We start from the raw sequence: 12,864 nt of genomic DNA, 5'->3' as shown, positions 1-12,864 counted from the left end.
CCGTTTTTGAGTCGTCATGAACCGCCTGTGCCGGGGGCCGCCGGACTGCTACCCAGCATCGCTGCGCCGCACGGCCGAGGTACCGGCCGCCGTTGCAGACCGTATTAAATCCTGCGGCGAACACATGCGCAAGTGCGTCAACCGATGCGGGCGTGTCATCGCAACGAACGCACCGATTTTCGGCGAGCATGGACTCACCGGGCATACGCACGGTACCATCCGGCTCAAACACGGCCTCAAACACGCTTCACATCCCGACCTTGCCGCACGGCAAGACACGCATCGCCTACGTGGTTCGAACCGGCCTGACCTGCTCCGTGGTGAAATCGCCTTTTTCAACGCACTGCCGCATTCTGTGCACCGCATCGATGCTGTCGCTGTTGCCGGGCTGCTCGTGGTTCAGTCCGTGGTTTAGCCATCATCGCTCGCATGTCGAGCCTGTCACGGGCTCGCTCGCCATTGCTCCCGCACAGGACTTCGTCTACGTGCCGGCGCTCAGCGAGCACCATTCGGCGAACCGCATCGAGAACACGGCCGTCAGCAGCATTTTTCTTAAGCAGGATGTCAATGCCGCAGTACGCGATGCGATCGCCGCTCAACTACGGCTTGCGGGCTTCGATGTCGCCGGCACGCGCAGGGTGCTGAGCGGGCGGATCGAGAAATGCTTCGTCGACGACGAGCGCTCGCCCGCGCACTGGACGCTCAAGATCTACTACGTCGTCACCGACGTGGAGACCGGCCGCGTCGTCTATACGTCGACGAAAACGGTGCGGCGCGAGGCGCCGAAATTCACCAATAACGCGATCGCTCTGGAAGATACAGTAAGGGCGAACGTGCAGATCTTGATCGACGATTCGTCGTTTGCCAGCGCGCTCAACTAGCGCCGCACCCGCACCTCTATTCGCGAGCCATCATGTCTCTTACCGCCTGGCTGTTTTTCCTGCCCGCCTGCTTCGCGCTCAACATGGCACCGGGCCCGAACAACCTGCTGTCGATCAACGTCGCCGCACGTCACGGCTTCATGACTGCGTTCGTCGCGGGCGCGGGGCGGCTCGTGTCGTTTGCGCTGATGCTCGTGCTCGCGGCAACCGGACTCGCAGTGGTGCTGCATGCGTCCGAGATGTTCTTCCTCGCGATCAAGCTGACAGGCGCCGCCTATCTGATCTGGCTCGCGATCCAGTTGTGGCGCACCGATGCCGGTCCGATGGATGCGCCGAAGCAGGACGACGCGTCGCTGTGGCGCATCGCGCGACAGGAGTGTCTCGTCGCGGCCGGCAACCCGAAGGCAATCCTCATATTCACCGCGTTCCTGCCGCAGTTCGTCGATATCGCGAAGCCGATGCTGCCGCAGTTCGCGGTACTCGGCGCGAGTTTTCTCGTCCTCGAGTGTTTCGCGATCGCGCTCTATGCGTGCGCGGGCATGTACCTCGGCAAATGGCTCACACGCTCGACAGTACGGCGCTGGTTCAACCGCTGCTGCGGGACCTTTCTCGGTGCGATCGGCATCAGTTTTCTGCTGGTCCGGCGCGGGTAGCCATCCTGAAGCGTGCAAAAAAATCATAAGCAATCGCTAATGATTTTTCCGATAAACTTTAACTTTCATCAATCGTAGTCCTCCCCTATTCTGCATCGATAAGCCCGCCCCGACTGCGAGACGCGCATGGGCAGGCAAGCGGTTTTTCAATGTCAGGGGAGGCAACCATGAAGATCTGTATCTTCGGGGCAGGAGCGATTGGCGGAATGATGGGCGTGCAGCTCGCACGTGCGGGAGCGGACGTGAGTTTCGTCGCGCGCGGCCCGCATCTCGCAGCGATGCGCGAGCACGGCGCACGTCTGCAGATCGACGGCGAGGAGGTGTCGGCGAAAGTGCGCTGCACGTCCGACCCGGCGGAACTGGGCGTTCAGGACTACGTGATCGTCACGCTGAAGGCGCACTCACTGCCGGGCGTCGTCGACGCGATGCAGCCGCTGCTCGGCAAGCACACCGCGATCGTCACCGGCGTGAACGGCATCCCCTACTGGTACTTCTACCAGCACGGCGGCAAATTCGCCGGCACGCGCCTGTCGAGCATCGATCCCGATGGCTCGCAATGGACGAAGCTCGGACCGGAACGCGCGATCGGCTGCGTGCTGTACCCGGCTGCGGAAATCGTCGCGCCGGGTCTCATCAAGCACGTGTACGGCAAGAAATTCCCGATCGGCGAACCAGACGGCGAACGCACGCCGCGCATTCAGGCGCTGCACGAAGCAATGCAGTCGGCGGGGTTCGAGGCGCCGATCCGCGACAACATCCGCGACGAAATCTGGCTGAAGCTGTGGGGCAACCTGTGCTTCAACCCGATCAGCGCGCTCACGCACGCAACGCTCGACGTGCTGACGAGCGACCCCGGCACAAGAAACGTATCGCGCACGATGATGCTTGAAGCGAAGCGGATCGCCGATCAGTTCGGCGTGCATTTCCGCGTCGATCTCGAGAAGCGGATCGATGGCGCCGGCGCGGTCGGCGCGCACAAGACGTCGACGCTGGTCGATCTGGAGAACGGCCGGCCGATGGAAATCGATCCGCTGCTGACGGTCGTGCAGGAGATGGGACGCCTGGTGGGCGAGCCGACGCCGGCCATCGATGTCGTGTTAGCGCTCGTCAAGCTGCGCGAGCGCGTCGCGTTGCAGGAAGCTTGAACGAAGTAACGAGGAACTGAAAAGCGGGGCATCGAACCTGTGCGTTCGATGCCCCGCTTTTTAATATCGCGCTCATTGATCGAGCGCAAGTCATACCGTTTTCGGTTCGGTGAAATTTTCGATCGCGACGTCGCCGTGCTCGCGCTTAAAACCCGAATCGCCGAAGCCGCCTCACGGCAACCGCACGTCGTGGTGTTTCAGGTCGACATGCATGTTCATCGTGTTGCTCCTTGCATTGAGAATTCGCGCCGGCCGTGGCTACGCGACACGCGTATCAGCGTGCGTGCAAGGTCGCATTCGCATCGTCCAGCGGATGGTCGGCCCGCACACCGTTGGCGGCGGCCCATGTTTTCTTCGAGAAGGTCGCGGGCGTCGTTGCCGCACTGCCGCGCGCGAACTGCGACCACACCGCGTCGGCGTTCGGACGCAGCGAGCGATTGCGGCGGCGGATCAGCATCGCGGTCAACGTGATGTCGGGCAGCAGCGGCACGGCAACGAGTGTCGACGCGTGCGCCTCGCGTGCATCGACCGGCAGCACGCCGATGCCAAGTCCCAGTTCGACCATGCGCAGCACAGCGGCCGCCTGGCCCAATTCCTGGGTCGTGCGCACATGTACTTGTTGGGCGCGCAATGCGCCGTCGACGGCGGTGCGCACACCGGACTCCGCATTCAGCGTAACGAGCGGCAGATCGTTGAGCGCGCTCCATTCGAGCGACACGCGGCGTGCAAACGGATGCGAAACGGGCAGCAACGCGCAGAGCGGCGTCGTGAAGAGCGGCTGCGCGTGCAACGTGTCGGGGTTCGGCGCGGCGCTCGACGACACCACGCCGAAATCGACCTCGCCCTGCTCGACGCTGTCGATCACCGCATCGTGCGACCAGTCCCGCACCGAGACGACCAATTCGGGAAACGCGGTCGCGCAGCGCGCGAGCGCGCCGGGCAACCAGTTTGACGACAGTGCCGGCGACACCGCGACCGCAACCATCCCGGTATGACCTTCGTGCGCCATCCGTTCTTCGCGCAGCGTCAGTTCGATTTCGTCGAGCAGCCGGCCAATGCGTCGTTCGAGATTCGCGCCGGCCGGTGTCAGTTCGACTTGCCGTGTGGTTCGATCGAAAAGCCGCAGGTCGATGGCCTCTTCGAGTTCGCGCACGCAGCGGCTCACGGCCGACTGCGTCAAATCGAATTCGCGCGCCGCGCGTGTGAAGCTACGCTGACGCGCGACCGCGACGAAAACCCGCAACTGCTGCAACGATACGTTCATCGATTTCCCTGTTGCCTGTTGCGGCGGCTATCAACCCGAAAGGCTGCTATTCGCCGGTCTGTTCGGGCCAGTGACTCAACCGCGAAGGATTGGCGCCATTAAGCACCGGCGTGTCGCTGGCCTCGATGAACCGCGTGCGCATCGGAGCAAGGATGAATTTCGCCGCGACGCCAGCTGCGATCGTGACCACCGCGGCGGTGATGAAGACCGCATTCCAGCCGCCGCTCGTCGCCAGCACCGATGCGATCGGCACGAGCAGCGATGCAGTGCCCTTCGCGGTGTACAGCGTGCCGGCATTCGCCGCCGCATACTTGCTGCCGAACGTGTCCGCACAGGTCGCGGGGAAGATCGAGAAAATCTCGCCCCAGAACAGGAAGATCAGCGCAGCGAACGTCATGAACGCGTACGGGTTGGTACCGAACTCCATCAGCCCGAGCAGCGCGAGCCCTTCGCCGACGAAGATCGCGAACATTGTGTTCTCGCGGCCGATCTTGTCGGAGATGAAGCCGCACAGCGGACGCGTGAAGCCGTTGCAGATGTTGTCGATCGACAGCGTCGCGGTAAGCAGCGGCAGCGTCATGCCGAAGATCGTCATCGGAATGCGGGCGAGGCCCCAGTCCTTCGCGATCGGACCGATCTGCGCGGTCGCCATCAGACCGCCCGCGGCCACCGCGACGAACGACACGTAGATCACCCAGAACACCGGCGTCTTGATCATCTGGCCCGGCGTGTAGTCGGTCTTCGTCACCGCGAAGCGCTTCTTCGCCGCCGCAACCTTGCGCACTTCGGGCTTTTTCAGCAGCAGCGCGAGCACGAAGATGCACGCGCCCTGCAGGATGCCGAAGAAGAAGAACGTATGCTCGTAGCCCGATCGCGTGATCATGTTGGCAATCGGAATCACCGTCACCGCGGCGCCCGCACCGAAGCCCGCGGCCGTGAGCCCCGCGGCAAGACCGCGCCGGTCCGGAAACAACTTCAGCGCATTGCCGACACACGTACCGTACACACCGCCCGCTCCGATACCCGCGATGACAGCCGCGACATAGAGTTCAGGCAGCGTCGTCGCGTACGAGTTCATCACCCACGCGACGCCCGCGCACAACGCGCCGACAGCGACGACCGGCCTCGGGCCGAACTTGTCGACGAGCCAGCCTTCCACCGGCACGAGCCAGGTCTCGGTGAGAATGAAAATGGAGAACGCGAGCTGGATCGATGCCTGGCCCCAGTGGTGCCGCGTATTCATCGGTGACACGAAGAGCGTCCACGCGTATTGCAGGTTCGCCACGAGCGCCATGCACAACATGCCGATGACGAGTTGAGACCATCTGTTCGACCAGAAAGGGGCAGCTGTGGCCTGCCGTGTATTCGCGTCCATACATTGTCTCCGCTATGTATTCAGGGGCGCCGGCGTTATCGCCGTGCGCGATACATCACTGCTTATAGTTGTGCCCGCCGGGGCGGGAGTGCTTCCTTTTCAACGACTTCGCGTCGATATAAATTCCGTGAATCCACACAATAAAAAATCGAATACCAATTGTTACGCCGAGGGTTGTTACCAAAAGCGTTGCGGCTTGTTCGCCCTTGTCGCAATCAGCAAAAAACCCGCGTTAACCCGATGCTTTTACGGTGGCTCGCCGGCTTACAGTTTCCATCCTAGGGTCTATGCTCAATCAGTGATAATTAAAGTTTGTTAGTATTTGGATTCATATCTGCTTATACATCGGCCATGACGATGAGAAACGCGACGCTGCGTCAGTTGAAGGTGTTCGAAACGGTGGCCCGTCATCTGAGCTTCTCGCGTGCCGCAGAAGAATTGCACCTCACGCAGCCAGCCGTTTCGACGCAGGTGCGGCAACTCGAAGAACACGCGGGGCTGCCGCTTTTCGAGCAGCTCGGCAAGAAAATCTACCTGACCCCCGCTGGCACCGAGATGCTTCACTACAGCCGCACGATCATCCAGCAGTTCCACGAAGTGGACGAAGCGATGAGTCAGCTGAAGGGCGTCTCCGGCGGCAAGCTGAACGTCGCGGTGATCAGCGCCGGCGATTATTTTTTCCCTCGTCTGCTTGCCGAATTCACGCGGCGCTACTCCGGTGTCGTGCTGAATCTCGCGGTGCACAACCGCGAGGAACTGCTGCATCAGCTCGCGACCAACCAGACGGACCTCGCGGTGATGGTGCGTCCGCCGCACGAGATGGATGCGATCAACGAACCGTTCGCGCCGCACCCATACGTGATCGTCGCAGCGCCGACGCATCCGCTCGCGCACAAGCGCAACATCAAGATGAGCCAGCTTGCGAACGAAGCGTTCATCGTGCGCGAACGCGGGTCGGACACGTGGAATTCGATGGAAGAAGGATTCGCGGGCCGGCTCACCAACCTGAAGATCGCGATGGAGATCAAGAGCACCGAGACCATCAAGCAGGCGGTGATCGCCGGCATGGGCATCGCGTTCCTGTCCGCCCATACGATCAGCCTCGAACTGCAGGTCGGACATCTCGTCGTGCTCGACGTCGAGAGCTTTCCGGTGATGCTCAACTGGTACGTCGTGCATCGCAAGAACAAGCGCCTGCCGCCCGTCGCCGTCGCGTTCCGCCGCTTCCTGATGGAGGAAGGCGCGAAGCTGATCGAACAGATCACCGGCGTGAAGGAGTTGAGCGTACATAAGTAGTAGGTTATGAATTTCCAATAAAACTTTAACTATTGCAAATCCATCGCGGGCCCTATGCTGAAGGCGAGTTATTTCACTCGTCCGCACAGGAGTCCGATCATGAATCACGCTTCGACGGTGTCTCATGTCACCACGCGTGCTGTTCGCGTTACCGCGGACAGTCCCGACGACGCACACATCAGCGCGTATAACGCCGCGTTCAGCGACCTCGGTCTGCGTTTTCGCTGGGACCGCGGCACACTCGACGCACTCAACGAATTCGCCAGCGAGGCCGCGCGTATCACCGCGTACATCGAACGGTTTCACGCGCATCTGCACCGGGCCTACGACGCGGACTTTCTCGCGCAACTGATCCTGCAGAAGAAGAGCCAGTACTTCCGCGAGTCCGTTCCCTCGAACGGCTTCTGACTGCTACTGCTTTGCCTTGCGGCGCCCGATGAACACATCCCGCGCGGGCGCCGCCTTTTACCCGGTTTAGTACCTCACCCGCCTGGAACACCGGCACGAGTATCGGCGTCGATCCGTCGCGCTTCGTTCGATCGCGCGATGCCGCACATCGCAAGCATCGTCGAGTAGCTTCCATGGCTGCATGCTGCCGTCGCCGGCGCTCGCGTGCGCTTCGACGTCACGCCAGTCGAAGCGCAACCGGTGCATGCGCAAGCGCTCGCCGTGCGATGTGCCTGCGAACTTCGACAAAGCCATCCAGTGCGCCCCAAGTGCGGCGGCAAGCACGCTCATCGCGAACAACAATGCGCCCGCAGGAATCTGCGCGGATGCGGTGGCGAACCCATAGGCAAGCCACGCGCACAGCGCGAGCCCGGCGACATCGACGATGCGTTCGCTGCGCCACACAACCGGCTGTCTGCCGAGCGCAGCACGCACACCGTGCACACGACACAGCACGATCGTCGAACTCGCGAACAACACTGCACCGATGAAGATCGCGACGCAGATCTCGACTCGCTGGACGCCGTCCACCGGGGACACCGCAAACCCATACCGCGCGAATCCGCACGCGATCGCGATGCATCCCGCGAGCGCGCTGCACCCTGCGAGCGCAACAGGACGTCGTGCAAAATCGCGCGACATTCAGGCCGGCACCGCTGTCGCGACCGCGTCGGACGCACTCTGCGCAGCGAGTGCCAGCGTATTGCTCAGCGTGCCGATGCCTTCGATCGACACCGCCACCGTCGCGCCGTCCTTGATCGAGCCGACACCGAGCGACGTGCCGCATGCGATCACGTCGCCGGCTTCGAGCGTCAGATCCTGCGAGATCAGACTCACCTGCTCGGCCGGTGAAAACACCATGTCGGAGAGCGGATAGTTCTGGCGTTCGACGCCGTCGAGCGTCGTCACGACGCGCGCGGCATGCCAGTCGAAACCGGACACGATCGCGGGACCGATGCAGCAGAACGTATCGAAGCCCTTCGCGCGAGACCATTGCGGAAAGTGCGGGTTCTCGTTGAGCAGTTCGGCGGCCGTGACGTCATTGACGATCGTGTAGCCGAAGATCGCGGACGCAGCCTCGTCGACGCTCGCATCGCGACAACGCCGGCCGATCACGATGCCCAGCTCGCCTTCATAGACGATCTTCCCCGCGTAATGCACGGGCCGACGGATCGCATCGCCCGACCCGATGACCGAACCCGGCGGTTTGAACAGGAACAGCGGATGCATCGGCACCGGCTTCTCGAGCTTCGCGGCAAGCGCATGAAAGTTGTTCCACAAAGCTACTACCTTGCCGGGCGCGCACGGCGCAAGCGGCGTCAGCGTGCGCAGCGACAGCACCGCGCCGGTCGGCACAGGCTGATCGAGGCTGTCGTACTCATGCAGATAGCCGTTCTCGACGCGGCCGAACACGATCCCGCCGTCGTTCGACATGAAACGCATCCACGTATCCATCGCAATCTCCTGGCAGTGCCGGTGCGAACCGTGCGTGACCGCAGGGCGCCCGTACCGCGGCAACATCGTTTGATCGACGGGCCGCGCATGCGATGTTCAGCATGCGACGCCCCACGGTGCCTCTTGTTCAGTCCCGGTCAGATCGCGCCGGCTGCGCGCAACGCGCCGATCTGGTCCCTCGAATAGCCGAGTTCGGCCATCACTTCGTCCGTGTGCTCGCCGAGCAGCGGCGATCGCGTGACATCGGTCGGGCTGTCGGACAGCTTGATAGGATTGCCGACCGTCAGATACTTGCCGCGCACCGGATGATCGACCTCGACGATCGTGCCGGTCTTGCGCAGCGATTCATCTTCAGCGATCTCTTTCATCGACAGGATCGGACCGCACGGGATGTCGTACTTGTTGAGGATCTCCATCGCCTCGAACTTGGTCTTGGTCATCGTCCAGCGTTCGATCTCCGCGAAGATGTCCTTCAGACGCGGCAGGCGCGCAGCGGGCGTCGCGTAGTCCGGATCGGTGGCCCACTCCTCCCTGCCGATCACGTTGCAGATCTTTGCCCACACCGGGGCCTGCGTGATGAAGTAGATGTACGCGTTCGGGTCCGCCTCCCAGCCCTTGCACTTGAGGATCCAGCCAGGCTGGCCGCCACCCGACGCATTGCCCGCGCGCGGCACCGCTTCGCCGAAGGTGCCGTTCGGGTACTGCGGGTACTCGCGCATCACACCCGTGCGTTCGAGGCGCTGCTGGTCGCGCAGCTTCACGCGACACAGGTTCAGTACGCCGTCCTGCATCGCGGCGAGCACCTTCTGGCCGCGCCCTGTCTGCACGCGCTGATAGAGCGCGGCGACGATGCCGAGCGCGAGATGCAGACCGGTGCCGCTGTCGCCGATCTGCGCGCCGCTGACGACCGGCGGGCCGTCGTCGAAGCCCGTCGTGGAGGCCGCACCACCCGCGCACTGCGCGACGTTCTCGTAGACCTTGCAGTCCTCGTAGGGGCCCGGGCCAAAGCCCTTCACCGACGCGACGATCATCTTCGGATTCAGTTCCTGGATGCGTTCCCACGTGAAGCCCATCCGGTCGAGCGCGCCGGGCGCGAAATTCTCGACGAGCACGTCGCACTTCTGGATCAGCGCCTCGAGCACGAGCTTGCCTTCGGGGTTCTTCGTATCGATCGTCACCGAACGCTTGTTGTGGTTCAGCATCGTGAAGTACAGGCTGTCTGCGTCGGGAATATCGCGCAGCTGGTCGCGTGTGACGTCGCCGACTCCGGCGCGCTCCACCTTGATCACGTCCGCGCCGAACCAGGCCAGCAACTGCGTGCAGGTCGGGCCCGATTGCACGTGCGTGAAATCGAGGATGCGCACACCGTCGAGTGCCTTGCCCATGTCGTCTTCCTCCGTACGTTTGATTGCCTGCACATGAGCCGGCGGCGCTCCGGACCGTCGATCGGATGGTCCACGTTGAATCATCCAGATACGCCGCGTTGATCTCTTGATCAATACGGTATGTGATATATCACATTCGTTCAAGCGGATTTTTGTGTCGGGATTAACCCTGGATGACGCGGCCTGGCCTTGTGCGATGGGCGTCTCAGGGCGACGCATCGCCTGGTGCGATCGCGACCCGAGGGAAAACACTAGGGCTGGCGGTTGGGCCGGGCCGCAAGCAAAAAAGGCCGGCGGAAATCCGCCGGCCTTTCAGCTTTTCAACCCGCTTTTCAACCCCTCAACCGCGGCGCCTGGAGTTAGTCGAGGAAGTCGCAGTTCGCTTCGACGAATACGGCCAGATCGAGCGAGTGCTGGCGCACCAGCCGCTCGGCCAGTTCAGTGTCGCGCTGCTCGAGTGCCTCGATGATGCGCAGATGATCGACGATCGAACGCGACGCGCGGTCGCTCTGCGAAATGGTCAGCCGGCGGATGGCCCGCACGTGCACGAAGATGTTCTTGATCGTCTCGAGAATGATCTGCGATTTCGACAGCTCGACGATCGCCTGATGGAACGCGATGTTCGCGTCCGAGTATTCGGCGATGTGCTCGGCCGGCGTCGCGTCGCGGAAATGGTCGAACATGTGCCGCAGCCCCGCGATTTCCTCGTCCGTCGCATGCAACGTAGCGAGGCGCGCGGCCATGCTTTCCAGCGCGGCCCACATCTGGATCATCTCGACGATCTCGCGCTTGCTCTTGCGCACGATGTAGATACCGCGGCGCGGCACCATGCGCAGAAAACCTTCCTGCTCGAGCAGCGTCATCGCCTCGCGCACCGGCGTGCGGCTCACGCCGAGCGTTTCGCTCAGCACCCGCTCGTCGAGACGGATCTCTTCGCGCGACTGGTAAATGTCCGCGTCCGCGATGGCCTGCCGCAACATCGCATACGCCTGATCGCGCAGGCTGGCGGTTGCGTTGATCGGCTGTAGTACGAGCGTAAGCGGTGTAGCCACTGTTTCAGTTGGAAGTTCTGACGACATTCATCGCCTCTTGTTGAACATGCGCACGATACGGCACCGTCGCGGGCGCGGTCGCCGAATTCGCCGCTTCGCCCAGGCCGACATAGCGGCCGTGTTCAGCGGCGAGTTCCGCTACCGGCTGCGGCACCCAACGGGTCAATAGAACCGTCGCGGCCGAACCTAACCCTACAACAGCCACACCGAGCAGCGCGAGAGAAAGCAGATCCATTTTGCAGCTCCACAAGATTGAGTGAACAGAAGATGGCTCAATCATATGCTGCGTCGCCGCAAAAATCAATATTCCGTATGTAGTATATCAGTTGATGTTGTTTTTCAGCATCACAGGAAAAGATGATACCCGCTGACGGGGCAAAACGCCGCCCTGTCCGGTTGGATATTCCGTGCGCGGAGTCACGCTCCGAGGTTCGGCACGGCTGCGCCGGGACGATACGCCGCTCTCCTCACGTGCGCCGTCTTCCGCATTGCCTGCCGCGCGTCCTCTCTCTATCCTTGCGGCTGTTCAGCGATAACACAACGACACGGCCTGCCAGGAGACACTCTCGATGACCACCCCCATCAGCCCGTCGGCCGTGCCCGATGCCAATTCGAAGCGCAACCGGCGCGACGCCCGCAAAGCCGCGCTCGGCAGCTTCGTCGGCGCGGTCGTCGACTGGTACGACTTCCTGCTGTACGGCATCGTCGCTGCGCTGGTTTTCAACACCGAGTTCTTTCCGAAAGTCAGTCCTACGATGGGCACGCTAGCCGCGTTCGCGACGTTCGGCGTTGGCTTCCTGTTCCGCCCGCTCGGCGGATTCGTGTTCGGCCACTACGGCGACCGGCTCGGCCGCAAGCGCATGCTCGTGCTGACGGTCGCGATGATGGGCCTGTCCACCGCCGCGATCGGGCTGTTGCCGACGTTCTCGCAGATCGGCTGGTGGGCGCCGGTACTGCTCGTGACGCTGCGCGCGATCCAGGGTTTCGCGGTCGGCGGCGAATGGGGCGGTGCCGCGTTGATGGCCGTCGAGAGCGCGCCCGAACGCAAGAAGGCGTTCTACAGCAGCGGCGTGCAGGTCGGCTATGGTGTGGGCCTCGTGCTGTCGACGGGCCTCGTCTCGCTGATCAGCCGGTCGATGGACAACGCGTCGTTCGTCGCGTGGGGCTGGCGCCTGCCGTTCCTTTTCAGCGTGCTGCTCGTGCTGGTTGCGCTATGGATCCGCTCGAGCATGGCGGAATCGCAGGAGTTCGTCGACAAGGTCGGCGAGCATGGCGAGCACGGTCTGCGGCTGCCGATCGTCGAAGCGCTGCTGCGTCATCCGCGGGCGCTTCTGCTGATCATCGCGCTGCGGCTCGCCGAGCTGTTCACGATGTACATCGTCACCGCGTTTGCGCTCAACTATTCGACGGCGAACCTCGGCATGAAGCGCGAATTATTCCTGAACATCGGACTGCTGGTCGGTGCGCTGAGCTGCGTGACGATTCCGTGCTTCGCGTGGCTCGCGGACCGCTTCGGCCGCCGCCGCGTCTACATGCTCGGCGCAACGATCGGCATGCTCAGCGCGGTGCCATTCTTCGTGGCGCTCGATGCACGCGCCACGGTGTGGATCGTCGTATTTGCCGTGATGCTCGCGAACGTCGCGCACGACATGGTGGTCAGCGTCCAGCAACCGATGTTCACCGAGCTCTTCGGCACCGAGTATCGCTACAGCGGCGCGGGTGTCGGGTATCAGGTCGCGAGCGTGGTCGGCGGCGGCTTCACGCCGTTCATCGCGGTGGCGCTGGTGAATATGGCAGGCGGCTCGTGGCATCCGGTAGCCGCGTACCTCGCAGCGGGTTGCCTGATCTCGGTGCTCGTCGCCGCGCGGATGAAGACGGGCCGCGCGTAGCCTGGGGCGCCTGGCGGCGCGG

At 62.8% G+C, this 12,864-nt stretch carries 14 protein-coding genes; 7 read left to right on the top strand and 7 right to left on the bottom strand.

All coding sequences use genetic code 11. The annotated features are described in order from the left end of the window. Positions 1 to 16 precede the first annotated feature (16 nt). The 4 genes from ACREXZ_RS13890 to ACREXZ_RS13875 all read left to right on the top strand — a co-directional run bounded on the left by ACREXZ_RS13890 (position 17) and on the right by ACREXZ_RS13875 (position 2,679). Complete coding sequence (locus tag ACREXZ_RS13890) at positions 17 to 415, top strand: hypothetical protein (RefSeq protein ID WP_431764660.1); 399 nt, start codon at positions 17 to 19, stop codon at positions 413 to 415. After that, on the top strand, positions 369 to 881 hold the full coding sequence (locus ACREXZ_RS13885; RefSeq protein ID WP_431764659.1) for a hypothetical protein: 513 nt from the start codon (positions 369 to 371) through the stop codon (positions 879 to 881). Before ACREXZ_RS13890 ends, ACREXZ_RS13885 begins: the two co-directional genes overlap by 47 nt. Before the next feature lie 32 nt (positions 882 to 913). Then, complete coding sequence (locus ACREXZ_RS13880; RefSeq protein ID WP_431764658.1) at positions 914 to 1,534, top strand: LysE family translocator; 621 nt, start codon at positions 914 to 916, stop codon at positions 1,532 to 1,534. Positions 1,535 to 1,701: 167 nt separating this feature from the next. Beyond that, the gene (locus ACREXZ_RS13875; protein ID WP_431764657.1) at positions 1,702 to 2,679 is read left to right on the top strand and encodes a 2-dehydropantoate 2-reductase; all 978 of its coding nucleotides are present in this window, start codon (positions 1,702 to 1,704) and stop codon (positions 2,677 to 2,679) included. Between the two features lie 274 nt (positions 2,680 to 2,953). Here the strand turns inward: ACREXZ_RS13875 and ACREXZ_RS13870 are convergent, their stop codons facing one another. Further along, complete coding sequence (locus ACREXZ_RS13870) at positions 2,954 to 3,943, bottom strand: LysR family transcriptional regulator (protein WP_431764656.1); 990 nt, start codon at positions 3,941 to 3,943, stop codon at positions 2,954 to 2,956. A 46-nt stretch (positions 3,944 to 3,989) separates the two neighbouring features. After that, a complete protein-coding gene (gene oxlT / locus ACREXZ_RS13865) occupies positions 3,990 to 5,318 on the bottom strand; it encodes an oxalate/formate MFS antiporter (protein ID WP_431764655.1) in 1,329 nt (442 codons plus the stop codon). 351 nt (positions 5,319 to 5,669) lie between these two features. Between oxlT and ACREXZ_RS13860 the strand changes: the two genes are divergently transcribed. Together ACREXZ_RS13860 and ACREXZ_RS13855 are read left to right on the top strand one after the other, a co-directional pair. Next, positions 5,670 to 6,614, top strand: coding sequence for a LysR family transcriptional regulator (locus ACREXZ_RS13860; RefSeq protein ID WP_431764654.1), 945 nt, complete (start codon positions 5,670 to 5,672; stop codon positions 6,612 to 6,614). Between the two features lie 99 nt (positions 6,615 to 6,713). Next, on the top strand, positions 6,714 to 7,022 hold the full coding sequence (locus tag ACREXZ_RS13855) for a hypothetical protein (RefSeq protein WP_431764653.1): 309 nt from the start codon (positions 6,714 to 6,716) through the stop codon (positions 7,020 to 7,022). A gap of 66 nt (positions 7,023 to 7,088) precedes the next feature. On the opposite strand, the gene ACREXZ_RS13850 is transcribed toward ACREXZ_RS13855, so the two are convergent. The 5 genes from ACREXZ_RS13850 to ACREXZ_RS13830 all read right to left on the bottom strand — a co-directional run bounded on the left by ACREXZ_RS13850 (position 7,089) and on the right by ACREXZ_RS13830 (position 11,188). Next, complete coding sequence (locus ACREXZ_RS13850; protein WP_431764652.1) at positions 7,089 to 7,703, bottom strand: hypothetical protein; 615 nt, start codon at positions 7,701 to 7,703, stop codon at positions 7,089 to 7,091. Continuing rightward, the gene (locus ACREXZ_RS13845; RefSeq protein ID WP_431764651.1) at positions 7,704 to 8,516 is read right to left on the bottom strand and encodes a fumarylacetoacetate hydrolase family protein; all 813 of its coding nucleotides are present in this window, start codon (positions 8,514 to 8,516) and stop codon (positions 7,704 to 7,706) included. It abuts the gene before it with no gap. Positions 8,517 to 8,653: 137 nt separating this feature from the next. After that, positions 8,654 to 9,901 (bottom strand): formyl-CoA transferase, encoded by a 1,248-nt coding sequence (frc, locus tag ACREXZ_RS13840; RefSeq protein WP_431764650.1) that lies wholly within the window; start codon positions 9,899 to 9,901, stop codon positions 8,654 to 8,656. A gap of 359 nt (positions 9,902 to 10,260) precedes the next feature. Next, positions 10,261 to 10,980, bottom strand: a complete 720-nt coding sequence (locus ACREXZ_RS13835) for a GntR family transcriptional regulator (RefSeq protein ID WP_431764649.1) — start codon at positions 10,978 to 10,980, stop codon at positions 10,261 to 10,263. Continuing rightward, positions 10,958 to 11,188, bottom strand: coding sequence for a hypothetical protein (locus ACREXZ_RS13830; protein WP_431764648.1), 231 nt, complete (start codon positions 11,186 to 11,188; stop codon positions 10,958 to 10,960). Before ACREXZ_RS13830 ends, ACREXZ_RS13835 begins: the two co-directional genes overlap by 23 nt. Before the next feature lie 334 nt (positions 11,189 to 11,522). On the opposite strand from ACREXZ_RS13830, the gene shiA reads away from it, so the two are divergent. Next, complete coding sequence (gene shiA, locus ACREXZ_RS13825) at positions 11,523 to 12,842, top strand: shikimate transporter (protein ID WP_431764647.1); 1,320 nt, start codon at positions 11,523 to 11,525, stop codon at positions 12,840 to 12,842. Positions 12,843 to 12,864: the final 22 nt, after the last annotated feature.

This window comes from Paraburkholderia sp., from assembly GCF_050742655.1.
Classification (GTDB): domain Bacteria; phylum Pseudomonadota; class Gammaproteobacteria; order Burkholderiales; family Burkholderiaceae; genus Paraburkholderia.
Note: the sequence above shows the minus strand (reverse complement) of the source record. Positions and strands in the feature narration are given on the sequence as shown.

Excerpts from the sequence above, each read along its gene's own strand:
- ACREXZ_RS13890 (WP_431764660.1), top strand. The coding sequence starts at position 17 with ATGAACCGCCTGTGCCGGGGGCCGCCGGACTGCTACCCAGCATCGCTG.
- ACREXZ_RS13885 (WP_431764659.1), top strand. The coding sequence starts at position 369 with ATGCTGTCGCTGTTGCCGGGCTGCTCGTGGTTCAGTCCGTGGTTTAGC.
- ACREXZ_RS13880 (WP_431764658.1), top strand. The coding sequence starts at position 914 with ATGTCTCTTACCGCCTGGCTGTTTTTCCTGCCCGCCTGCTTCGCGCTC.
- ACREXZ_RS13875 (WP_431764657.1), top strand. The coding sequence starts at position 1,702 with ATGAAGATCTGTATCTTCGGGGCAGGAGCGATTGGCGGAATGATGGGC.
- ACREXZ_RS13870 (WP_431764656.1), bottom strand. The coding sequence starts at position 3,943 with ATGAACGTATCGTTGCAGCAGTTGCGGGTTTTCGTCGCGGTCGCGCGT.
- oxlT (WP_431764655.1), bottom strand. The coding sequence starts at position 5,318 with ATGGACGCGAATACACGGCAGGCCACAGCTGCCCCTTTCTGGTCGAAC.
- ACREXZ_RS13860 (WP_431764654.1), top strand. The coding sequence starts at position 5,670 with ATGACGATGAGAAACGCGACGCTGCGTCAGTTGAAGGTGTTCGAAACG.
- ACREXZ_RS13855 (WP_431764653.1), top strand. The coding sequence starts at position 6,714 with ATGAATCACGCTTCGACGGTGTCTCATGTCACCACGCGTGCTGTTCGC.
- ACREXZ_RS13850 (WP_431764652.1), bottom strand. The coding sequence starts at position 7,703 with ATGTCGCGCGATTTTGCACGACGTCCTGTTGCGCTCGCAGGGTGCAGC.
- ACREXZ_RS13845 (WP_431764651.1), bottom strand. The coding sequence starts at position 8,516 with ATGGATACGTGGATGCGTTTCATGTCGAACGACGGCGGGATCGTGTTC.
- frc (WP_431764650.1), bottom strand. The coding sequence starts at position 9,901 with ATGGGCAAGGCACTCGACGGTGTGCGCATCCTCGATTTCACGCACGTG.
- ACREXZ_RS13835 (WP_431764649.1), bottom strand. The coding sequence starts at position 10,980 with ATGTCGTCAGAACTTCCAACTGAAACAGTGGCTACACCGCTTACGCTC.
- ACREXZ_RS13830 (WP_431764648.1), bottom strand. The coding sequence starts at position 11,188 with ATGGATCTGCTTTCTCTCGCGCTGCTCGGTGTGGCTGTTGTAGGGTTA.
- shiA (WP_431764647.1), top strand. The coding sequence starts at position 11,523 with ATGACCACCCCCATCAGCCCGTCGGCCGTGCCCGATGCCAATTCGAAG.